Source organism: Nonomuraea sp. 3N208 (assembly GCF_052245935.1).
GTDB lineage: Bacteria > Actinomycetota > Actinomycetes > Streptosporangiales > Streptosporangiaceae > Nonomuraea.
On sequence record NZ_JBQQBR010000009.1, the window covers coordinates 122,557 to 144,207 of the forward strand.

The following is a 21,651-nucleotide window of genomic DNA, read 5'->3' on the forward strand; positions in this document are numbered from 1 at the left end:
GGAACGTTGGACATGTCGAGGGAGGCGAGACGCGTGGCCTTGATGACAAGCCGCTTCGCCGACGGCCTCGCCGTGGGTTCCGACCTGGTGGAGGCCGCGCGGAACGCCGTCGGCCAGGCACTGTCGAGGCTCAGCGGCCAAGCCGACCTGGTCTGCTTCTTCATTTGCGGTGACGATCCCGACGACGTCGCGAGGGCCGGCCAGGCCGCGATGGAGCTCGCGCCCGGAGCACACGTGATCGGATGCAGCGCCACAGGAGTGATCGGCGACGGGCAGGGCGTGGAGCTGACGCCTGCCGTGAGCGCCTGGGCAGGCACTTTGGAGGGGGTAAGGCTTACCACGTTCGCGTTGGAGACGCTCGCGGCCGAGGACAAGTTCGTGGTGGTCGGGCTGCCGGAGCGCAGCGCGGACGACCACGTGGCGATCCTGCTCGCGGACCCGTACACCTTCCCGACCGACGCCTTCGTCGAGCGCTCGATGGACGTGCTCGGCGAGTTGCCGTTGATCGGCGGGCTGGCCAACGGGTTGCAGGGACGGGGCTCGGTACGGCTCTTCGCCGACGGCCGGATCTACACCGAGGGTGCGATCGGCGTGTTGCTCAGCGGCCCACTGCAGGTCAGCACTGTGGTCAGCCAGGGCTGCCGGCCGATTGGCCCGAGCATGGTGGTCACGGCGTCGGAGGAGAACCTGTTGCTGGAACTGGCCGGCCAGCCGGCGCTGGCCAGGCTGGAGGACATCGTCAGCGAGCTGGACGAGGACGATCGCGAGCTGGTCGCGGCCGGGTTGCAGATCGGCGTGGCCATGGACGAGTACGCCGAGCGCCACGAACGCGGCGATTTCCTCATTCGCGGCGTCATCGGCATCGACCCGGAACGTGAGGCCGTGGCCATCGGCGACATCGTGGAGATCGGCAGGACTGTGCGCTTCCAAGTTCGTGACGCGGCCACCGCGGACGAGGACCTGTACGACCTGCTCGACGCCCACCGCGAGCAGTTCGGGAAGGTGGACGGGGCGCTGCTGTTCTCGTGCAACGGACGGGGCTCGGCCATGTTCGGCACCGCGGATCACGACCCGGTCGCGTTGCGTGACACGCTGGGGCCTATCGGCGTGGCGGGCTTCTTCGCCGCCGGCGAGGTCGGTCCCGTGGCCGGGCACAACCACGTGCACGGCTTCACCGCTTCCGTGCTCGTCTTCTCCAGCGCGGCAGGTGCTCCATGAGGTGCCCGTGATCCTCGCGATCGACGTCGGCGGCACCAAGATGGCCGCCGGCCTGGTGGCCGGCGACGGGACGGTGGCGTTGTCCGCACGGGTGCCCACGCCACAGGGCGCGGACGCCTCGACCCTGTGGAAGACGCTCGTCGAGCTGATCGAGCCCCTGTCGGAGGGGGTCGAGGGGGTCGGGGTGGGCTGCGGCGGGCCCATGGCCTGGCCGGACGGGGAGGTTTCGCCGCTGAACATGCCCGGCTGGCGCGGCTTTCCCCTGCGTGCCCGGCTGGCCGAGCGTTTCCCCGGTTTACCGGTACGCCTGCACAACGACGCCATCTGCCTGGCCGTGGCCGAGCACTGGAAGGGCGCGGGGCAGGGGGCCGACATGCTGGGCATGGTGGTGTCCACAGGCGTGGGCGGCGGGCTGATCCTGGACGGGCGCCTGATCAACGGTGGCACCGGCAACGCCGGGCACATCGGGCACGTGGTGGTCGAGCCGGACGGCGGTCCCCGTTGCGGCTGCGGCGGGCACGGCTGCCTGGAGGCCATCGCCCGTGGCCCGGCCCTGACCGCCTGGGCGCTGGAGCAGGGCTGGGCGCCCCGGAACCCCGAATCCGGGACGTACGACGAGGACCGGGCGGTCACGGCGCGGGCGCTGGCCGCCGACGCGCGGGCCGGTGACCCGGTCGCGGTGCGGGCCATGCGCCGGGCCGGGAGGGCGCTCGGCATCGCCATCGCCTCCGCCACGCACCTGTGCGACCTGGACCTGGTCACGATCGGCGGCGGGCTGTCGCAGGCGGGGGAGCCGCTGTTCGGCCCGCTGGACGAGGCGCTGCGCGAGCACGCCAGGGTGGAGTTCGCCCGGCGGGTCAAGGTCATGCCCGCCTCCCTGGGGCAGGAGGCCGGCCTGATCGGCGCCGCCGCCCTGATCCTGGCGGGCGGGAGTTACTGGACCGAGAGACGGTGAAGGCCCGGCGGCCCCGCTGCTCGGGAGGGCCGCCGGGCCTGCCTGCTACTCGGTTTCCTGGTTCAGGCTGGGACCTTGGTTCTTGCCCTCGGTCTCGACGTCGAAGCCGGCCCCGCCGTCGTCCTTCTTGTCCACCGAGACGCCGCCGTCGCCGGCCGGCGGGACCGGCATCGAGGTCGGCTCGCAGTCCGTGACCGTCCCCTTCACCACGGTCACCGACATGCCGAAGGGTGGCTTGTCGTCGCCGGCCTTGCTCTTGGACACCGCCAGCACGAGCGTCTCGCCCGCAGGCACCTTCCCCTTCTCGATCTTGAAGGAGATCCCGGCGCCCTCGGAACCCATGCTCACCGCGAACGGGCCGCTGACGCTGCCCCGCTCGCCGCGGGGCTCCTTGCAGGTCTGCCCCTCGGGCAAGTAGTCGACGACCGCCGTGACGCCGGCGTCGGCCAGCTCGGCCTCCAGCCCCTCGGGGTCGGTGAACGCGCTGATATGCACGTCGACCGAGCCGTCCGTGGCCTTGGTGACGGCGTACGCCGGGCTGCCGGCGATCCCCGTCATGACCACCACCGCGGTGGCGGCCGCCGCGACCCCCGCCACCGCGGCGGACAGCCCCACGAAGCGCCGCCGCGAGCCGCGCTCAACCGGTGTCACTGTTGTCGTCATCCTGTTCCCCGCCGTCCTCGTCGTGATCTCTTCTTTGAGTGCACTGAGAAGGCGCTCTTCGAAATTGCTCATGCCTGTCCTTCCACGTACACAGGTGGTGGTGGCGCGCTCTCTTGCCGAGCTCCGCTCGGAGGGCTGAGATGAATGTCCTCGCGTCGCTGCGGATCCATCTCAGCGACGTTCTCCATGGCCTTTCTGGCCCGGTGCAACCGGACTCGCACGGTCACCTGCCTGATGCCCAGGGCCTTGGCGACCTCGGCGACGGTGAGCTGATCGATCGCCATGAGCTCCAGCACGGCACGCTCGCCCTCCGGCAGCTCGGCCATGGCCTCCAGAGCGCTGCGCATCTGGCGCTCGGCGTCGATCCGCTCCTCCATCCTGACGAGATCGTCGTCGTCCATCAGCCGGCGACCCGCGACACGGCCCGTCGCCCGTGCCTCCCTGGCCGCTTGGCGATACTGGGCAGACACGACGTTGCGCGCGACGCCGTACAGCCAGGCGATCTCGCTGCCCCGGCCGGGCACGTAGGTATGAGCCGAGTCCAGGACCGCCAGGAAGATGTCCGTCGTCAGGTCCGCGGCGAGATGAGGATCACTCACCCGCCGGGCCACGAACTTCAGTACGGCATCCACGTGGCGGCGATAAAAGGCCTCAAAGGCCGCAGGGTCTTCGTTGAGGCGCATCGCCTGCAATCCCTTTCGTCGTTCGCCTTACATCCAGTACTTGGACCGAACGACGAAAAGCGTTTCGGGCCTGGTCAGGCAGGCCGGCGAGGCTGGAAGAGCCAGGCGTCGAAGAGGGCGCTGAGCTCCTTGCCCGACGTCCGTTCCGCGAACGTGATGAACTGGTCCGTCGTGACATGACCGTAGCGGTGCTCGGCGGCCCACTTCTTCAGCAGGGCGAAGAACGTCTGGTCGCCGACGGCCTTGCGCAGGGCGTGCAGCGTCATGGCGCCGCGTGAGTAGACCGACTGGTTGAACAGGTCGACGGGCTGGGCCCGCCCCGGCGGGTATTTCCAGATCGGATCGTTGGCCCGGCGGCGGTGGAGCTGCTGGAACGCGGCTTCGGCGGTCTTGGTGCCCTTGTGCTCGGCCCACAGCCATTCCGCGTACGTCGCGAAGCCCTCGTTGAGCCAGAGGTCCTTCCACCGCTTGATGCTCAGGCTGTTGCCGAACCACTGGTGCGCCAGCTCGTGCGCGATGATGGACTCGTCCGGGTGGAAGCCGCCGTAGAGCGGCTTGGTCTGGTTTTCCAGCGCGTAGCCGGCGGCGTAATCGTCGACCACGCCGCCGGTCGAGCCGAACGGGTAGGGCCCGAAGACCGTGGCCCAGTGGTCGGTGATCGTGGCGGAGGTCGCGAAGAGGCGGTCGAGCGAGGTCGTGAACCTGGGGTCGGCGGCCGCCAGGTTGGGGATGCCGCCGGGCGTGCGGCCCTGGCGCAGCTCGAACTTGCCTAGCGTGGCCGTGGCGAGGTAGGTGGCCATCGGATGCGACTCGCGCCACCGGTAGGTGGTCTTGCCGCCCGCAGTCGTGGGCTGCCCGACCATCTCGCCGTTGGCCAGAGCCGTCAACCCGACCGGCACGGTGATCGTGAAGTCGAAGAGGGCCTTGTCGGCGGGGTGGTCGTTGGAGGGGAACCAGGTCTTGGCGCCGTTGGGCTCAGCGGCCACGAACGCGCCGTCCGGCGTCGGCATGAAGCCGTACGTGCCCAGGTTGGAGCCGACGGCCGGCTTCGGGACCCCCGAGTAGGACACCTTCACGGTGAATCCTGCGTGGTTGTCGATCGGGTGCGCGGGCCGCACGGTCAGCTCGTCACCCTGGCGGCTGAAGGTGGCCGGCGCGTCGTTCACGGAGATCTCCCGCACGTCGTACCCGGCCAGGTCGAGGTTGAACGTGGACAGGGCGTGCGTCGCGCCTGCCTTGATGGTGGTCACGCCGATCAGCCGCTTGCTCGTGGGTGTGTAGTCGATGGCGATGGCGTACTGGGTGATGTCGTAGCCGCCGTTGCCGTCCTTGGGGAAGTCCGTGTCGCCGATGCCGGGCGCGCCCGCACGGTGGTCGGTCGTCGGAGGTGGCTCGTCTGCGGGAGCGCAGGCCAGCGCGCTGACCAGCGCCGCCACCAGTGCCATCCCGCGCCGGTTGAAATGCATAGACGAACGAGCCCCCTTCGTTCCGTGACGAAATATTACGCTGCGTCAGGCGTTGACGACGACCGTCCTCGCGGCCTTGTCGTGGAGGGCCTGTTTGCGGGGGTCGAACAGGATCCAGGCGAGGTCGACCAGGAGGCCGACGCAGCACAACCATTCGAACGCGGTCATCACCCCCTGCCTGACCGCCACCTGCCCCACGCCCAGCTTGCCACCGGTTTCCGGGACCACTCTGATGCCGAACACCCTCTTGCCCAGCGTCTGACCATGCCAGAAGGAGTGCAGCAACCAAAAGTAGAGAAACGCCACCAGCCCGGCCAGGAAGGTGTGTTCCACCGGATAGCGATCCCAGACGCCTCTCGCGCTGTCCCAGACGTAGTCCCAGCTCGTCCAGCTGAAAGGGGCCGAGACGATGTTGACGATCAGCCAGTCGAGGACGCCGGCGAACAACCGCCGCCAGCGTCCCGCCAGCCCTGGTGGCGATCCCATGATGTCCTGATCACCCCCACTAAGTCGGGACAAACTAAAGGTTGCCCCTGCGTTCCTGTTCGCGTTCGATGGCCTCGAACAGCGCCTTGAAGTTGCCCTTGCCGAAGCCGAGCGAGCCGTGCCGCTCGATCAGCTCGAAGAAGACCGTGGGCCGGTCCTGCACCGGCTTGGTGAAGATCTGCAGCAGGTAGCCGTCCTCGTCCCGGTCGACGAGGATCTTCCGCTTCTTCAGCTCCTCGATCGGCGCCCGCACCTGCCCGATGCGCGTGCGCAGCTCGGGGTCGTCGTAGTACGAGTCCGGCGTGTCCAGGAACTGAACCCCCGCCGCCCGCATATGGTCAACGGTGGTCAGGATGTCGTTGGTGGCCAGCGCGATGTGCTGCACGCCGGGACCGCGGTAGTACTCGAGGTACTCGTCGATCTGCGACTTCCGCTTGCTGACGGCCGGCTCGTTGAGCGGGAACTTGACCTTGCGCGTGCCGTCGGCCACGACCTTGGACATGAGCGCCGAGTACTCCGTCGCGATGTCGTCGCCGATGAACTCGGCCATGTTGGTGAAGCCCATCACGTTGCGGTAGAACTCCACCCACTCGTCCATCTTGCCCAGCTCGACATTGCCGACGCAGTGGTCGATGGCCTGGAACAGCCGCCCGGTCCTGGTCGCGGGCGGCGCGACCAGCGGCTCGGCGGCCACATACCCGGGCAGGTAGGGACCTCCGTAGTTGGTCCTGTCGACCAGCGTGTGCCGGGTCTCGCCGTACGTGGCGATGGCCGCGAGCTGCACCTTGCCGTGCTCGTCCTCCATCGTGTACGGCTCCGCCAGCCCCTTCGCCCCGTGGGCGACGGCGTGCGCGTACGCACCCTCCACGTCGGGCACCTGAATGGCCAGGTCGACCACCCCGTCACCGTGCTCGGCGACGTGCCGCGCCACCTCCGTGCCGGGCCGGATCGAGGCCCGGAACTCGAACGTGGCGCTGCCCGACGTCAGCACGTACGCGGCCACGTCGCGGCTGCCCGTCTCGGGCCCTCGGTAGGCCACCAGCCTCATGCCGAACGCGGAGGAGTAGTAGTGGGCCGCCTGCTTGGCGTTGCCCACCGCGAACACCACGGCATCCATCCCGTTAACCGGAAAGACATCACTCATACCACCAACTCTCGATTTTCCTGGACGACTTGCGCAAGAGTTACTTCAAGGAGTGCACAACCTGTCTAGCCATCACGGGAAATATCGGGTAGTTCTGTACAGCATGACGATCGATGAGCTCGACGCCCGGCTGCTCGCCCTGCTGACCGCCGAGCCGCGCCTGGGAGTGCTGGAATGCTCGCGGCGGCTCGGCGTGGCGCGCGGCACCGTCCAGGCCAGGCTCGACCGGCTGACCGACCGAGGAGTGATCACGGGGTTCGGCCCCGACGTGTCGCCCGCGGCGCTCGGCTACGACGTCACCGCGTTCGTCAGTATGGAGATCAGGCAGGTCGCCGGGCATGACCCGGTCGCACATCAGCTGGCCCGCATTCCCGAGGTGCTGGAGGTGCACACGATCACCGGCGACAGCGATCTGCTCTGCCGCGTGGTGGCCCGCACCAATGCCGATTTACAGCGGGTTATCGACCAGATCGTCGATGTTCGGGGCGTGCTCAGGACTAATTCGATCATCGCCCTCGACACCCCGGTTCCCTACCGAGTGCTGCCTTTGGTCGCCGATGTTCCGCGCCGGGAGCGGCGCTCGCCGTAGTATCGCTGGGGGACAGGGCACCATTATCGATCGTTTACCCTTTGCATTCGCCCAGCTTGCGGGGATGGGGCGAGGCTTGGGGGGTCGAGGTGCGAGGCGGTGGAGGAAACGGAATGCGAAGGCGGCGGATTCTCCGAATTCTACTGATCACATTCGGCGCCGGAACCCTCGTGCTACTCGGCCTATTCGCGGTCGCGTGGGCCATGACCCCCATTCCCGACACCACCCAGAAGCAGGCCACCGCGCAGGGGTCGGTGATCTATTACCGCGATGGCAAATCCGTGCTGGCCCGGCAGGGCATCGACCGCAAGGTGGTCGAGCTCGCCAAGGTGCCCCCGCACGTGCGCCAGGCCGTCATCGCGGCCGAGAACCGCTCGTTCTACGAGGACGCGGGAGTCTCGATCAAGGGCACCGGTCGCGCCGTCTGGTCCACGCTCACCGGGCAGCAGCTCCAGGGCGGCTCCACGATCACCCAGCAGCTCGTCCGCAACTACTACAGCGGCCTCAGCCAGGAACGCTCCGTCACCCGCAAGTTCAAAGAGATCCTCATCGCCGTGAAGGTCGACCAGTCCAAGTCGAAGGACTGGGTGCTGGAGCAGTACCTCAACACGATCTACTTCGGCCGCGGCGCCAACGGCATCCAGTCGGCCGCCCGCGCCTACTTCGGCAAGGACGTCGGCGAGCTGACCGTGTCCGAAGGGGCCTACCTGGCGGCGGTGATTCAGCAGCCGAGCCGCTTCGCCGACCCCAAGGGCGCCGACCTGGCCGCGGCCGAAGAGCGCTGGCGGTCAGTGATCAACGCCATGGGGCAGACGGGGGCGCTGACGCCGCAGCAGATGGCTGCCGAGAAGTTCCCCACGCTGGCGGCGCCGAAGAAGCCGTTCCAGCTCAAGGGTCAGGCCCGATACATGCTGCAGCAGGTGACCGACGAGCTCAACCGGCGCGGCTACAGCGACGAGGACATCAACGGCGGCGGGCTGAAGATCGTCAGCACGTTCGACAAGAAGCTCATGGCGGCGGCCGAGCGGGCGGTCAAGGACGTGCTGCCGGACAACACGCCGACGAAGGTACGCACCGGGCTCGCGGCCGTCGATCCCAAGACGGGCGAGGTGGTGGCCTTCTACGGCGGTGATCCCAAACGGTACGACTACGACAACGCCTTCTCGGCCAAGGTGATGGCCGGATCGACGTTCAAGCCGTACACGCTTGCCGCCGCGCTCAACAACGGCTTCGACCTGTCCACCAGGGTCAACGGCAACTCGCCGCTACGCGTGGCCTCCGCGGACAAGCCGATCCCGAACGACAGCGACCGCTCGTACGGCCAGATCGACCTCGTGCGGGCCACCCAGAACTCCGTCAACACCGCGTTCGTGGACCTCGGGCAGAAGGTCGGTCTGGACAAGGTAGCCGAGACCGCGGAGGCGGCGGGCATCCCCGCGGGCCAGCTCGAGCAGCAGAAGGCGGCCGCCTCGTTCCCGCTGGGCGTGTCCTCCATCAGCGCCGTCCAGAACGCCTCCGGCTTCTCCAGCTTCGCCAACAAGGGCGTGCACATGGAGGCCCACGTGCTGAAGTCGGTCACCGACAGCACGGGGCACAAGGTGGTCGTCAATCCGCTCTCGACGCAGGTGGTCAGCGAGCAGGCCGCGGCGGACACGACGTACGCGATGCAGCAGGTCGTCAAGTACGGCACCGGCACCGCCGCCCGGCTCTACGACCGCCCCGTGGCCGGCAAGACGGGCACCACGGACGAGTCGAAGTCGGTGTGGTTCAACGGGTTCACGCCGCAGCTGGCGGTGGCGGTCGACATGTTCCGCGACGACAACGAGACCGTGACGATCCCCGGGTACGGCACGCAGTTCGGCGGGTCGCTGCCCGCGCAGATCTGGCGGGCGTTCATGACCGAGGCCATGGCCGGCAAGCCAGTGGAGGAGTTCCCTGAGCCGTCCGACTACGGCTACTCCTACGACTACTCGGTTCCCGACCGGGACGTGCCCCAGCAGGAGTACACGCCGCCGGTGAACCCCGATGAGTCGAACCCGCCGGAGCCCGAGTTCAGCGAGCCGCCGGTCACCGACCCGCCGGTCACCGAGGCCCCGGACGACCGGCAGGACGACCAGCCGGAACAGACCGCCCCACCGGTCACGCAGCAACCCGAGCAGCCGTCCACGGACACCGACACCGGCACGGGCGACAACAGAGGCCCCCCGACGGGCTGACCCCCATCGGGGGGCCGCCCGACGGGTTGACCCTCATCCGGTGGTGAGCTCGGTCCTGAGCGCGTCCACCGTCGTCACCGGCATCCGGCAGGTGAACCCCCTGCATACGTAGGCCGCGGGTGCGTCGCCGACCGTTCCGCGGCCTTCGAGCAGCGCCGGGAACACCTCGTCTCCGTGGACCAGCGGGTCGCCCGAGGCACCCCGGGTGGCGGCGTCGCCGGGGCCGAGCGCGACCACCAGCCCCGGCACGTCCGCCAGCAGCGCCTCGCGGTGCAGCGCCCCCGTACGCGGGTCGTCCGGCGGGCCGACGACGGCCACCTCGACCGGCCCGTCCAGCGCCGCCTGCGCCACGGCCAGCCCCCAGCCGGCGAACCTGGCGTGCCCTCTGGCCAGCACGGACACGGTGCCGAGCGCGGCGTAGGCGGCCTCGCGGTGGCGGGCCGAGCCGGTCAGCGCGCCGTAGGAGAGCAGGGCGCCCGCGACGGCGTACTGGCCCGAGGGCGTGGCGTTGTCGGTAGGGTCCTGCGGCCGCTGGAACAGCCGCTCGGCGTCGTCCGCCGTGTCGTAGAAGCCGCCCGCCCCGTCGGCGAACCTGTCGAGCACGACGTCGAGCAGCGATCCCGCCAACCGCAGCCATCTGGCCTCGCCGGTCACGCCATACAGCGCGATCAGGCCCTCCGCGAGGTTCGCGTAGTCCTCGAGCACGCCGGCGTTCGGACCCGCCCGGCCGTCCCGTGACGTGCGCAGCAACCTGCCGTCCACCATGTGCGTGCGCGCCAGCAGCTCCGCCGCCGCCGAGGCCGCCGCCACGAGGTCGGGCCGCTCGAACACCACGCCTGTCTCGGCCAGGGCCGCGATGACCAGGCCGGTCCACGAGGCCACGACCTTGTCGTCGCGCCCGGGACGTACTCGCTGCTCCCTGGCGGCCAGCAGCCGCTCACGGACGCTCGCGTAGCGCTCGGGGACCTCCGGGTCGCGCGGCAGCTGCAGCACGGACGTGCCGTGCTCGAACGTGCCGGTGACGTCGAACAGGCCGGCCGCCCACCGCCCGTCGTCCTCGCCGAGGACCTCGCGCAGCTGCTCGGGCGTCCAGACGTAGAACTTGCCCTCCACGCCCTCGCTGTCGGCGTCCAGCGCCGAGGCGAACCCGCCCTCGACGGTACGCATCTCGCGCAGCAGCCAGTCCGCCGTCTCCAGCGCCACGCGCCGCGCCAGAGCCCCGCCGCCCGCCTTCCACCAGTGGGTGTAGACCCGCAGCAGGAGCGCGTTGTCGTACAACATCTTCTCGAAATGCGGCACGACCCATTCCGCGTCCACACTGTAGCGGGCGAATCCGCCGCCGAGCTGGTCGTACATGCCGCCGCGGGCCATCGACTCGAGCGTCTTGCCGCTCATCTCGCGCTCGCCGGAGCGCAACAGGAACTCCAGCACCATGGACGGCGGGAACTTGGGCGCGCCACCGAATCCGCCGTTCACCGGATCGTACGACTCCCGCAGGTTCCGGGCGGCCAGTGCCAGGGTCTCCGCGCCCGGCACCGCCCCGCCGGGCAGCGTGGTGCTCGCGTTGAGCGCCTCCACCACCTTCGCGCCCTGCTTCAAGACCGAGTCCCTGTCTCCTCTCCACACGTTGTGGACCTCGTTGATCAGGCGCTGGAAGTGGGGGCGCGGGAAGTAGGTGCCGCAGAAGAACGGGTGGCCCTCAGGCGTCGCGAACACCGTCATCGGCCAGCCGCCCTGATGCGTCATGGCCTGTGTGGCCCCCATGTAGACGGCGTCCACGTCAGGGCGTTCCTCGCGGTCGACCTTGATGTTGACGAAGTGCTCGTTCATGAGACGCGCGGTCTCGGCGTCCTCGAAGCTCTCGTGGGCCATGACGTGGCACCAGTGGCAGGCTGAGTAGCCCACGCTGATGAGCAGTGGCACGTCGCGGCGCCGGGCCTCCGCGAAAGCCTCCTCGCCCCACGGGTGCCAGTCCACCGGGTTGTCCGCGTGCTGCAGCAGGTAGGGGCTGGTGGCGTCTTTCAAGCGGTTCATCATGACCTCCTCGCCTCACCCTAAACTGCCCACCCGGCCCGCCTCCTGACCAGGCAATCCGCCCGTGCCCAGCCCCGCGGCCGCACCGGACGGCGTCGCTCACGGGCTGGCGCGCCCCGCCGGGGGCCGGGTCCGCTGAACCGGGCGCTGGGGATCTGCGGGGACTTGGGCTGACTAGTGAGGGTGGAACGGCGTAGGTTACGGAGCGTGGATATGGACTTCGTCTGCGCTCACGTCGGCCGCCCGGCGGCCGCCCTCACGCGCAGGGACGTGGCCAGGGCGCTGCTCGCTGTGCCCTCGGGCGTGGCGCTGGTCTCGATGCCCGACCTGCGGCGCGCGATGATGTCGGCGGGCAACCCGCTCTCGCTCGCGTTCTGGGACTCGGCCAAGGCGACGCTCGGCTCCATCGAATCAGGCATCGCCACGGTCGGCGATGTGCAGCGCTGGATCGAGTCCACCGGCACAGAGCCGATCCTCATGACCCCCAGCTACTTCGTCTGGCCGGAGGAGGACGAGCGCGGGCCGGTGGCCGCGGAGATGTACGCCAAGCTCGTCGCGTACCTGGAGGAACGGGTCGAGTCGGGGGAGATCGACCCGGACGCGCTGGCGGCCGGCGATCCGGAGGCCCGCAGGGCGTACGAGGAGCTGCAGGAGCACTGGCTCGGCACGCCGCTGCCCGACGGCCGGGTGCCTGGCCACGCGGTCAGCGACGAGCAGGACGAGGAGCTGTTCGCGGCGTGGGACGAGGAGGAGGCGTTCGCGCTGTCCGAGCTGCGGCGCATCGTCGGCGAGCTGCCCAAGCAGCCCGAGTTGCCCGCCGCCGACCTGGAGACGGCCGCGGCCCGGTTGCGCGCGCTGCTGGTGTTGCCCGGCTACCCCGGCAGCGTGCTGCGGGCCTGCGCCGGGTTCGACGAGCGGCCGATGCCGGACGACGACAAGGAGTTGTGGCTGGCGGTGGCGGCGGGCGTCGCGGGGCCGATCTCCGACCTGTCGGAGAACGGGGACGTGCTGGAGGAGTTCGCCGATCTCGAAGGGGAGCTCAGCGACGAGGATGCGGCGCTGGCCAACCTGTGCGCGATCCAGCACGCCGACTGGCTGGCCGGGGTGGTCGCGCTGACCAGGATGGGGCCCGGGGTGCTTGCCTCACCCGAGCGGATCGCCCGGCTCATCGCCGAGTCCGAGGACATCGACATCGACGTCCAGGACGACGACGATCTCGACGCCACGGAGGGCTTGTTCGAATCGGTGGTCGCGCTGTGGGGCTATCTCGGCATCGTGGACGAGGACGAGGTGCTCACGCCATTGGGCTGGTGGGGGCTGCCGAAGGCGCTGGAGCTGGCCTGGTCGCCCACCTCCGACTGATCACGCGCCAGGATCCACGAGGTCCTGGAACTCCGCGTGGCGTTCGATGTATTTGCGCACGTAGGGGCAGAGCGGCACGACGCGCAGGCCGGTGTCGGCGCTCGCCTTGAGCGCGTGTCCGACGAGCTTGCTCGCCAGCCCCTGCCCCTCGTAATCGGGCAGCACCTCGGTGTGCGTGAAGACGATCTTGGTGGGCAGCAGCCGATACTCGGCGAACCCGGCGACCTTGCCGTCCACGAGAACCTCGAAGCGGCTCTCCGTCGAGTTGTCGACTATTTCGATCGGCATCTACTCGGCCTTCTTGTCGTCCGCGTCGCCCTCATGCGGCACCTGGATCTTCGACATCTGCTTGTTCATCGACTTGATCAACATATACAGGGCCAGCCCAATGAGGGCAACGACGACGAAGCCGAGCAAACCCGGACTCACATCACCAGCTGCTAGAACGGTCACAGTTCCAGTGTGCCACCGGGAGCCGGTGGTCCCGCCGGTGGTCCTGCCGGTCTCGTCAGTGGCAGGCGGGGGAGACGTCCTCGGCGTGGATGCCCGTGAACAGGTCGTCCTCGGGCAGCTCGGTGTCCACCAGCGAGCGCGCCAGGTGGTAGTCCTCGGTCGGCCAGATCTCCTGCTGCAGCTCGCGCGGGCAGACGAACCACCAGCTGTCGGGATCGACCTGGGTGGCGTGCGCCTTCAGCGCCTCGTCGCGGATCTCGAAGTAGTCGCCGCACGGCACCCGCGTGGTCACCGGCCACTTGGCCGGGCGGTCCTCCCAGCGGGAGATCCAGTCCGCGTACGGGGAGCCGAGGCCGCGCTCGGTCATGGCCTCGTGCAGCGCCTCGAAACGCTCCTTGGTGAAGCCCATCTGGTAGTAGAGCTTCAGCGGCTGCCACGGGTCGCCGGTGCCGGGGTAGCGATCGGGGTCGCCGGCCGCCTCGAACGCCTTGACGGACACGCGGTTGGTCATGATGTGGTCCGGGTGCGGGTAGCCGCCGTCGTCGTCGTACGTGATGATGACGTGCGGCCGGAACTCACGCACCGCCGCCACCAGGGGCAGGGAGGCGTCCTCCAGCTTCTGCAGGGCGAAGCAGCCCTCGGGCAGCTCCTCCTCCTCGTTCTCCGGCAGCCCGGAGTCGATGAAGCCCATGAAACGCTGCTCGACGCCGAGGATCTCGCGAGCCCGGTCCATCTCGGCCTTACGCACATCTGCGATGTTGGCCACAATCTCCGGCCGGTCCATCTTCGGGTTCAGCACGGAGCCGCGCTCGCCACCCGTGAGCGTACAGACCAGGACTTCAACGCCTTCGCGCACGTAACGCGCCATCGTGGCGGCGCCCTTGCTCGACTCGTCGTCGGGGTGGGCATGGACGGCCATCAGCCTCAGCGGTGCACTCACGGGCGCGATGTCTCCTCAGTCGGGCCGATCACTTAGTTTGTCTGGGGGCGGTCGTGAGGGTCAGGTCTTGTACCGGGACCCCCGCGGGCGACAATTGTCTCGGATAACGCTGAGGGAGTGCAGGGAGATTCCGCCATGGTCACCAGAGATGTCGGGGACGGGCCCGTTCTCGGCACGCCCGACGACTTGCCCGATCGTCCCAGGCGTGGCGGCAGGCTCGTCGTCCACGTCGTGATCGGCGTGCTGGTGGCCATCATCGCCGGCGGCTGGGGCTGGGTGATGTGGTCGATGACGGCCGGCGGTTCAGAGGCGCCGGCACAGGTGGTGACGTTCAGCGTCGAGAGCCCGACACGGGCCGAGATCACCTTTGAGGTGTACAAGGCAGACGATAGGGTGGCCGTCTGCCGTATCAGGGCTCTGGACGTCAATCACGCGGAAGTGGGCAGCAAGGAAGTAAGAATCCCGGCTGGTGAGGGTAGTAAGCAGCTCAAGGAAAGCCTTGACACCAGTGGTCAGGCCACTTCCGTCCACGTCCAGTACTGTAATCTCATATAGTGAGACATTTGGGGAAGCGTTCGAGCGGTTAAGTTGTTAGCCTTTCGCAATTCAACCGTTGGAAACCTCAAGTGATCTCAGGGCCCCCTAGGCAAGCAAGGAGAACCCGTGGCCGACTCTCGCGATGAGAACGTCACATGGCTGACGCAGGAGGCGTACGACCGCCTGAAGGCGGAGTACGAATATCTCTCTGGCCCCGGGCGCGTCGACATCGCCAAGAAGATCGAGGCCGCCCGTGAAGAGGGCGACCTGAAGGAGAACGGCGGTTACCACGCCGCCAAGGACGAGCAGGGCAAGATGGAAGCCCGGATCTTCCACCTCCGGCAGATCCTCGACAACGCCCAGGTGGGAGAGGCCCCCAAGACCGAGGGCGTGGTAGGCCCCGGCATGACCGTGACCATCCGGTTCGTCGGCGACGACGACGAGGTCACCTTCCTGCTCGCCTCCCGTGAGGAGAGCGGAGCGCCGATCGACGTCTACTCGCCCAGGTCCCCCCTTGGGGCGGCGATCAACGGCAAGAAGATCGGGGAGAAGGCGACCTATTCCCTCCCCAACGGGCGCCAGAACACCGTCGAGATCCTCGAGGCAGTGCCGTACATCGGCAACTGAACCCCCTGGAGACCAACCGCCGGGCCCACGCCGGCCCGGCGGATTTTTCGCATGGCTCCACCGGCTCCGGAATCCGGCAGGATCTCAGCTTCCTGGTCAAGTCGGGTAAGTCGCGCAACACCTACAAGCTGGTGCCGTTCATCGTGGTGGCGCTGGTCGCGGTGTTAACCGCGGACGTGCTGCTGCTCACGCAGCCGGGTGAGCGGACCGAGCCGGTGGCCGCGCGTCAGCAGCCCGTGGCCAAGCAGCCGGACCAGACGCTGATGGCCGAGCGGAAGCCGCAGCAGCCGGCCCAGGCCGTGCAGCCCGTGGCGCCGCTGAAGAAGCTTCACAAGCCCAACTTGTTCGTGCTCACGCGCAAGCCGTTCACCAACGAGCTGTTAGGCAAGGTGGCCAAGCTGCGTGGCGTGCGGGCGATGGAGCTGGCCGACGCGGCGTCGATCAGGCTCGACGACAAGCGGGTGCAGACGCTCGGGGTCGCGCCGTCCTCCTTCCGCGCCTACACGCCCAAGGTGACCGCCTCCTCCGACGCGCTGTGGCAGAACGTGGCGGCCGGCGACGTGGCGGTCTCGTTCGTGCTCGGCAACGACGGCGGGCTCTCGCTGCACCGCCAGGTGGCGGGACCTGCCGGGCCGCTGCGGATCGGCGCGTACGCCACCACCGGCTTCGGTGCGGTGGACGCCGTCGTGTCCAAGGACGTGGGGCGCAGGCTCGGCCTGCCGCATGACAACGCGCTCATCGTCAGCGCCCCAGACGTCAACTCGGCCACGCTTCGCACCAAGATCCTCAAGGTGCTGCCCAAGGGCACGCAGGTCGCCATGGTCAACCCGGTCCTGCCGCAGCCCCAGACCATCAAGCAAAACTGGCCCGCCGGCTCGTTCATGAGCGCCGACCAGATCACCGTGGCGCTGAAGGCGGCCGCCTCCAAGCTGGGCCGGCCGTACGTGTGGGGGGCCGAGGGGCCCGACACGTTCGACTGCTCCGGGCTCGTCCAGTGGGCCTTCGCGCAGGCCGGGGTGCGGATGCCGCGGGTGACGCACCAGCAGTGGGTGACCGGTCCGCAGGTTCCGCTGTCACAGGCGCAGCCGGGCGACCTCATCTTCTGGCGCCTCGACCCGACGAATCCGGGCTACATCTCGCATGTGGCGATTTACTGGGGTGACGGGAAGATGATCCAGGCGCCTCGCACCGGCGACGTGGTCAAGATCTCTCCGGTGCACACGCGCGGCTTCGCAGGCGTCGTCAGGATCAGCCCCGTCGCCGCCGCCAGAGTTCGCTGACCTACCCCTTTACGCGACATCCTCCTTTCCTTGGGGCCTTTGTAAGCCGCAACGATGTAATGTTAATTACATGGCAACAGATGATGTGACGGCGCAGGTCCGCGGCTGGTTCACCGGGCGGCTCCCCGAAGGCTGGTTCACCAGTGCCCCCGAGATCGTCCGGGACCGCGAGGAGATCGCGGTGCTGGGCACGCTGCCCGACCCGCCCGAGGATGTGCCCGAGGCCGAACGGTCCGCCCTGATCGAAGGGCTGGCGCGGAGGTTCAGGGAGGAGACGCGCGAGCGGCGCATCGAGATCGCCAGGGAGGCCGAGCGCAAGTTCCGGCAGAAGGTCTCCTGGGGTGTGGTCTGCGGGGGCGAGACCGTGATGTTCACCACACTCTCCGTGCCCGTGATGACCCGGTTGCGCCAGTCGGAGCGGCAGGTCCTGGACACGCTCGTGGCCGCCGGCGTGGCCAGGAGCCGCAGTGACGCGCTCGCCTGGTGCGTGCGCCTGGTCGGCAAGCACACCGACACGTGGCTCGCCGAGCTGCGCGGCGCTCTCCAACATGTCGACAGGGTTCGCTCCGCCGGGCCGGACATCAATTCCTGAGACCACGCAGCGGAAACGGTCCGCGCAATGGACTAAACCACTCGAGAAATTGGTTTAGACCAGCAGAATTGGACTGGACCACTGTGAGTTAATTCTCTTTTAAATCCGCTCCGGTTGGGTAGGCTCCTCCAATCGTCAGGGCCGCTGCCTGCGACGACGTCCACACCAACAGGTCTATGCCAATTGGCTTTCCGGGCGCTTCGTCGTTAATGATGACTGGGCCCTGAGAGAGTGGAGGAGTCACCGCCGTGTCCGTTTCTGTGGAAGTACCCGCACCGACGAGCAATAGCGAATTGGCCGCATGGGTGCACGAGATCGCAGCCCTGACCCAGCCAGACCGGATCGAGTGGTGCGACGGGTCCGAGGAGGAGTGGACGCGCCTGACCAACCTCCTCGTCGAGCAGGGCACGTTCACGCGGCTGGCCGCCCGTCCCAACAGCTTCTACGCCAAGTCCGACCCCAGCGACGTGGCCAGGGTCGAGGACCGCACCTTCATCTGCTCCGAGCGCGAGCAGGACGCAGGCCCGACGAACAACTGGATCCACCCGGCGGAGATGCGCCGGACGTTCGGGCAGCTGTTCAAGGGCTCCATGCGCGGCCGGACCATGTATGTCGTGCCGTTCTGCATGGGCCCGCTGGGCGGCGAGATCTCCCAGCTCGGGGTCGAGATCACCGACTCACCGTACGTCGCCGTCTCCATGCGGATCATGACCCGCATGGGCGAGCGGGCGCTGCGGCTCATCGAAGAGCGCGGCGACTTCGTCCGCTGCGTGCACTCGGTGGGCGCTCCGCTCGAGCACGGCCAGGCGGACGTGCCGTGGCCGTGCAGCTCGACCAAATACATCAGCCACTTCCCCGAGACCCGCGAGATCTGGTCCTACGGCTCCGGGTACGGCGGGAACGCGCTGCTCGGCAAGAAGTGCTACGCGTTGCGCATCGCCAGCGTCATGGCCCGCGATGAGGGCTGGCTGGCCGAGCACATGCTCATTCTCAAGCTCACGCCGCCCAGCGGCGAGACCCGCTACATCGCCGCCGCCTTCCCGAGCGCCTGCGGCAAGACGAACCTCGCCATGCTCCAGCCCACGATTCCCGGCTGGAAGGTCGAGACGATCGGCGACGACATCGCCTGGATGCGTTTCGGCGACGACGGCCACCTCTACGCGATCAACCCGGAGGCGGGCTTCTTCGGCGTCGCGCCCGGCACCGGCCAGGTGACCAACGCCAACGCGATCAGGACGCTCTGGGGCAACAGCATCTTCACCAACGTCGCGCTCACCGACGACGGCGACGTGTGGTGGGAGGGGCTGACCGACGAGCCGCCGGCGCACCTGACCGACTGGAAGGGGCGCTCCTGGACACCGGAAAGCGGCGAGCCCGCCGCCCACCCGAACGCCCGCTTCACCACTCCCGCGTCCCAGTGCCCCACCATCGCACCCGAATGGCAGGACCCCAAGGGCGTGCCCATCTCAGCCATCTTGTTCGGCGGTCGCCGCGCCACCGCCGTGCCTCTGGTGACGGAGTCGCTGAGCTGGGAGCACGGCGTCTTCCTCGGAGCCAACGTCGCCTCCGAGAAGACCGCCGCGGCCGAGGGCAAGGTCGGCGAGCTGCGCCACGACCCCTTCGCCATGTTGCCGTTCTGCGGCTACAACATGGGCGACTACTTCGGCCACTGGCTGAAGATCGGCCGTCGCGAGGGCGCCGTGCTCCCTCGGATCTACTACGTCAACTGGTTCCGCAAGAACGCCGACGGCCAGTTCATCTGGCCCGGCTACGGCGAGAACAGCCGCGTGCTCAAGTGGATCGTGGACCGGCTCAACGGCGAGGCCAAGGCCGTGCCGACCCCGATCGGACTACTGCCGGCCGGGCTCGACACCGAGGGCCTGGACCTGTCCGACGATGATCTGCACACGCTGCTGTCGGTCGACCGCGACGTGTGGCGCGAGGAGGCGGCGCTGATCCCGGCCCACTTCGAGAAGTTCGGCGACCAGCTGCCGAAGGAGTTGTGGGAGGAATACCAGGCCCTGCTCGACCGCCTCGGAGCGGCGCGATAGGCCAGAGAGCGAAGGACGAGCCAACGGAGGCCGCAGCAAGCGCGACCATAAGCGCGGCGAAGTCTGAGAAGAAACCCTCTTGTGCGGTACGGCGGCGTGGTCTTTAACTGATCGGGCCGTCGTAGCGCGAGGGAGGGGACCACTGTGGAGTTCGTGCTGGTCATAGCCGCGATCGGTGTGGCGTTACTGGTCAGCGCCGCCGTGCAGCGAGTTGAGAAGGAGCGGCGGCGCGTCAGCGAGGCCACGCCCAGCGGGGCCGGGCACGCCGTGTCCCACTACGAGCTGGCGTACCTGTCCGGCGGCCCCAGAAGAGCCATCAACACGGCGCTGGCCGTCCTCGCGACGGCCGGCGCCGTCCGCGTGTCGCGAGGGTCGCAGGTCACCCTGGTGTACGGCGCGCCGCCCTCGCCCGTGCCGATCGAGCAGGCCGTGCTCGACACGCTGGCCACCAGGCCGGGAGGCTACCGGGCGAGCGAGCTGCGGCAGGCGCTGGCGGCACATCCGGCGCTGGCCGAGCTGGCCGCCGGGCTCGAACGGCGCGGGCTGATCGTGCCGGAGCAGGCGTTCGCCACGGCGTGGCGGCGCAGGGACCACCTGCAGATCGTCGTGACCGGAGCCGTCGGCTTCGCGGTGGGCGCGCTCGTGTTGACCGTTTTCATCGACATGAGCGGGCCGGCGTTCGTGGCCTTGTTGTTCTTCCTCGGGATCGCGCTCTACACCGGGTCCGCCGGCCTCTTCAGACAGCGCCGCAGCCTGCGGAACGTCGTGACCCGAGAGGGCCGGGAGGTCCTGCGCTCGGCCCGCGACCACCACCCGCGCGGCGTGCGCGACCAGAACTCGCTGGCCTTGGCGGTGGGGGTGCCCGTTGCCCTGTACGGCCTGGCCGACGCCGGCGATCAGACGCTCTGCGACGAGTTGGCGGCCGGCGACCCGCGCGGCGACTGCGCGGGCTCCTGCGGCGCCCACAGCGGCGGCGAGGGGGCCAGCTTCGGCACCGATTCTTACGGCGGTCTGGACTTCGGCGGCGGCTCGTCGAGCTGCGGTGGAGGCTCGTCCAGCTGCGGCGGTGGCGGGTCAAGCTGCGGCGGTGGTGGCGGAGGAGGTGGCTGCGGCGGGGGTGGTGGCAGCTGACGCGGCCGAGCCAGGGACCGCAGCCCGGGTAGCCGTACCGGACCGGAAACTGTATCCGCGCACCCGGAACCTTTACCTCGCCTTTATACGTCTTCCCGGTACCCGGCCCGTCGGGCTGCACGGAGGGGAGGCCTGAATGGACCTGATCCTGCTGATCGTCTCGGTGGCGCTGGCGGCGCTCGCCCTCGCCACCTCCTCCGCGATCAGACGCGAGCATGCCGCGGCCCGCGAGACCCCCACGGGTCCCCGCCTCCGCGAGCTCGGCCACTATGAGCTCGCTTACCTGACGGGCGGCCCGTACCGAGTGGCGGACACGGCCATCGCGCAGCTGGCTGAGTCGGGGGGCCTGCGAGTGTCCCGGGGCGGCCGCGTGCACCAGGTGCACTCCAGCGTCGTCTCGCGCGAGCCCGTCGAGGAGGCGGTGCTGGGCGTGGTCGCCTCCCGCTCGGGGCTGCCCGTGAGCGCGCTCAGGATCGAGACCACGCGGACGCTGGCCATGGACGCGCTCGGTCGCCACCTCGAGGGCTTGGGGCTGGTCCAGGCGGACGACGCGCTCGTCCGGGCCGGCCGGCTGAGCGTCCGGCTGCGGGCGCTGTCGGGGGTGGCGTTCGCCGGCTTCGTGGTCGTGGGCGTGCTGGTCCTGATCCAGGGTGTGAGCCTGCTGTCGTCGCTCGCCCTGGCCCTTCTGGCGGTCACGGGGGTGATGGCGGCGATCGACGTGTGGAGGCACCGGCGGGCCGCGCGGGTCCTGCTGACGCCGTCGGGGCAGGAGACGCTCGACGCGGCCAAGCGGGACAACCCCCGCGGCACCGCCGAAGGGCCCGTCGCGATCGCGCTGTACGGTCTCGGCGAGGTGCGGGATCCCGCGCTCCAGGTCGAGCTCGCGGAGCGGCGCGATAGGCCGGAGAGAGCGAGGGACGAGCCAACGGAGGCCGCAGCAAGCGCGACCATAAGCAGCGTGAGCACGAGCCAGGGCCGCCGCAGGGGCGGCGGTGCCTACGTGGCAGGCGGCGGGGGCGGCGGCGACGGCTCGCCGGCGAGCGGGTCGAGTTGCGGAGGTGGATCGTCCGGCTGCGGTGGCGGCGGCTGCGGCGGTTGCGGCGGAGGCTGACGGGGCGCGGTGACCGCCAAGAGGGCTGAGACGGCGCGGCCGGGATCGCGAGGCACGTGGGCCGCGACCTCGGGAGCCGGAACGCGAAGCGAAGGCACTGCGATGACGGGAGG

21 protein-coding genes are annotated in these 21,651 nt (G+C 69.1%); 12 read left to right on the forward strand and 9 right to left on the reverse strand.

The features are described 5' to 3' along the window. The first annotated feature begins 42 nt into the window (after positions 1-42). Complete coding sequence (locus tag ACTWPT_RS15805) at positions 43-1,218, forward strand: FIST signal transduction protein (RefSeq protein ID WP_443178292.1); 1,176 nt, start codon at positions 43-45, stop codon at positions 1,216-1,218. Between the two features lie 7 nt (positions 1,219-1,225). Then, positions 1,226-2,173, forward strand: coding sequence for an ROK family protein (locus tag ACTWPT_RS15810; RefSeq protein ID WP_443178117.1), 948 nt, complete (start codon positions 1,226-1,228; stop codon positions 2,171-2,173). Between the two features lie 45 nt (positions 2,174-2,218). On the opposite strand, the gene ACTWPT_RS15815 is transcribed toward ACTWPT_RS15810, so the two are convergent. The 5 genes from ACTWPT_RS15815 to hppD form a co-directional block, all read right to left on the reverse strand. Continuing rightward, positions 2,219-2,836 (reverse strand): hypothetical protein, encoded by a 618-nt coding sequence (locus tag ACTWPT_RS15815; RefSeq protein ID WP_443178118.1) that lies wholly within the window; start codon positions 2,834-2,836, stop codon positions 2,219-2,221. A 68-nt stretch (positions 2,837-2,904) separates the two neighbouring features. Further along, positions 2,905-3,519, reverse strand: a complete 615-nt coding sequence (locus ACTWPT_RS15820) for an RNA polymerase sigma factor (protein WP_443178119.1) — start codon at positions 3,517-3,519, stop codon at positions 2,905-2,907. Positions 3,520-3,593: 74 nt separating this feature from the next. Continuing rightward, on the reverse strand, positions 3,594-4,985 hold the full coding sequence (locus ACTWPT_RS15825; RefSeq protein WP_443178120.1) for a M1 family metallopeptidase: 1,392 nt from the start codon (positions 4,983-4,985) through the stop codon (positions 3,594-3,596). Between the two features lie 45 nt (positions 4,986-5,030). Next, complete coding sequence (locus tag ACTWPT_RS15830; RefSeq protein ID WP_443178121.1) at positions 5,031-5,471, reverse strand: RDD family protein; 441 nt, start codon at positions 5,469-5,471, stop codon at positions 5,031-5,033. Between the two features lie 34 nt (positions 5,472-5,505). Next, a complete protein-coding gene (gene hppD / locus ACTWPT_RS15835) occupies positions 5,506-6,615 on the reverse strand; it encodes a 4-hydroxyphenylpyruvate dioxygenase (RefSeq protein WP_443178122.1) in 1,110 nt (369 codons plus the stop codon). A 103-nt stretch (positions 6,616-6,718) separates the two neighbouring features. Here hppD and ACTWPT_RS15840 point away from each other — a divergent pair, with 103 nt between their 5' ends. Further along, entirely contained in the window at positions 6,719-7,204 is a 486-nt protein-coding gene (locus ACTWPT_RS15840) for an Lrp/AsnC family transcriptional regulator (protein WP_443178123.1), read from the forward strand. A 203-nt stretch (positions 7,205-7,407) separates the two neighbouring features. Further along, on the forward strand, positions 7,408-9,420 hold the full coding sequence (locus ACTWPT_RS15845) for a transglycosylase domain-containing protein (RefSeq protein WP_443178124.1): 2,013 nt from the start codon (positions 7,408-7,410) through the stop codon (positions 9,418-9,420). A gap of 33 nt (positions 9,421-9,453) precedes the next feature. Here the strand turns inward: ACTWPT_RS15845 and ACTWPT_RS15850 are convergent, their stop codons facing one another. Next, on the reverse strand, positions 9,454-11,457 hold the full coding sequence (locus ACTWPT_RS15850; RefSeq protein ID WP_443178125.1) for a thioredoxin domain-containing protein: 2,004 nt from the start codon (positions 11,455-11,457) through the stop codon (positions 9,454-9,456). A gap of 210 nt (positions 11,458-11,667) precedes the next feature. Between ACTWPT_RS15850 and ACTWPT_RS15855 the strand changes: the two genes are divergently transcribed. Continuing rightward, the gene (locus tag ACTWPT_RS15855; RefSeq protein ID WP_443178126.1) at positions 11,668-12,816 is read left to right on the forward strand and encodes a hypothetical protein; all 1,149 of its coding nucleotides are present in this window, start codon (positions 11,668-11,670) and stop codon (positions 12,814-12,816) included. Here ACTWPT_RS15855 and ACTWPT_RS15860 read toward each other — a convergent pair whose 3' ends face one another. Genes ACTWPT_RS15860 through mca form a run of 3 tightly spaced genes read right to left on the reverse strand, consistent with a single transcriptional unit; the run spans position 12,817 to position 14,209 of the window. Then, positions 12,817-13,104, reverse strand: a complete 288-nt coding sequence (locus ACTWPT_RS15860) for a GNAT family N-acetyltransferase (RefSeq protein ID WP_443178127.1) — start codon at positions 13,102-13,104, stop codon at positions 12,817-12,819. Further along, entirely contained in the window at positions 13,105-13,269 is a 165-nt protein-coding gene (locus tag ACTWPT_RS15865; RefSeq protein WP_327588777.1) for a hypothetical protein, read from the reverse strand. 55 nt (positions 13,270-13,324) lie between these two features. After that, complete coding sequence (gene mca, locus ACTWPT_RS15870) at positions 13,325-14,209, reverse strand: mycothiol conjugate amidase Mca (RefSeq protein WP_443178128.1); 885 nt, start codon at positions 14,207-14,209, stop codon at positions 13,325-13,327. 135 nt (positions 14,210-14,344) lie between these two features. Between mca and ACTWPT_RS15875 the strand changes: the two genes are divergently transcribed. The 7 genes from ACTWPT_RS15875 to ACTWPT_RS15905 all read left to right on the forward strand — a co-directional run bounded on the left by ACTWPT_RS15875 (position 14,345) and on the right by ACTWPT_RS15905 (position 21,538). Further along, positions 14,345-14,764 carry a DUF4307 domain-containing protein gene (locus ACTWPT_RS15875; protein WP_443178129.1) on the forward strand — a complete coding sequence of 140 codons (420 nt, stop codon included), beginning with the start codon at positions 14,345-14,347 and terminating at the stop codon, positions 14,762-14,764. A gap of 108 nt (positions 14,765-14,872) precedes the next feature. Then, positions 14,873-15,373 (forward strand): transcription elongation factor GreA, encoded by a 501-nt coding sequence (gene greA, locus ACTWPT_RS15880; protein ID WP_443178130.1) that lies wholly within the window; start codon positions 14,873-14,875, stop codon positions 15,371-15,373. Positions 15,374-15,504: 131 nt separating this feature from the next. Next, entirely contained in the window at positions 15,505-16,653 is a 1,149-nt protein-coding gene (locus ACTWPT_RS15885; RefSeq protein ID WP_443178131.1) for a C40 family peptidase, read from the forward strand. A gap of 70 nt (positions 16,654-16,723) precedes the next feature. Then, a complete protein-coding gene (locus tag ACTWPT_RS15890) occupies positions 16,724-17,245 on the forward strand; it encodes a hypothetical protein (protein ID WP_443178132.1) in 522 nt (173 codons plus the stop codon). A gap of 248 nt (positions 17,246-17,493) precedes the next feature. Next, on the forward strand, positions 17,494-19,296 hold the full coding sequence (locus ACTWPT_RS15895; RefSeq protein ID WP_443178133.1) for a phosphoenolpyruvate carboxykinase (GTP): 1,803 nt from the start codon (positions 17,494-17,496) through the stop codon (positions 19,294-19,296). Between the two features lie 144 nt (positions 19,297-19,440). Then, the gene (locus tag ACTWPT_RS15900) at positions 19,441-20,427 is read left to right on the forward strand and encodes a TIGR04222 domain-containing membrane protein (RefSeq protein WP_443178134.1); all 987 of its coding nucleotides are present in this window, start codon (positions 19,441-19,443) and stop codon (positions 20,425-20,427) included. Positions 20,428-20,563: 136 nt separating this feature from the next. Next, complete coding sequence (locus ACTWPT_RS15905) at positions 20,564-21,538, forward strand: TIGR04222 domain-containing membrane protein (protein WP_443178135.1); 975 nt, start codon at positions 20,564-20,566, stop codon at positions 21,536-21,538. The last annotated feature ends 113 nt before the right edge of the window (positions 21,539-21,651 follow it).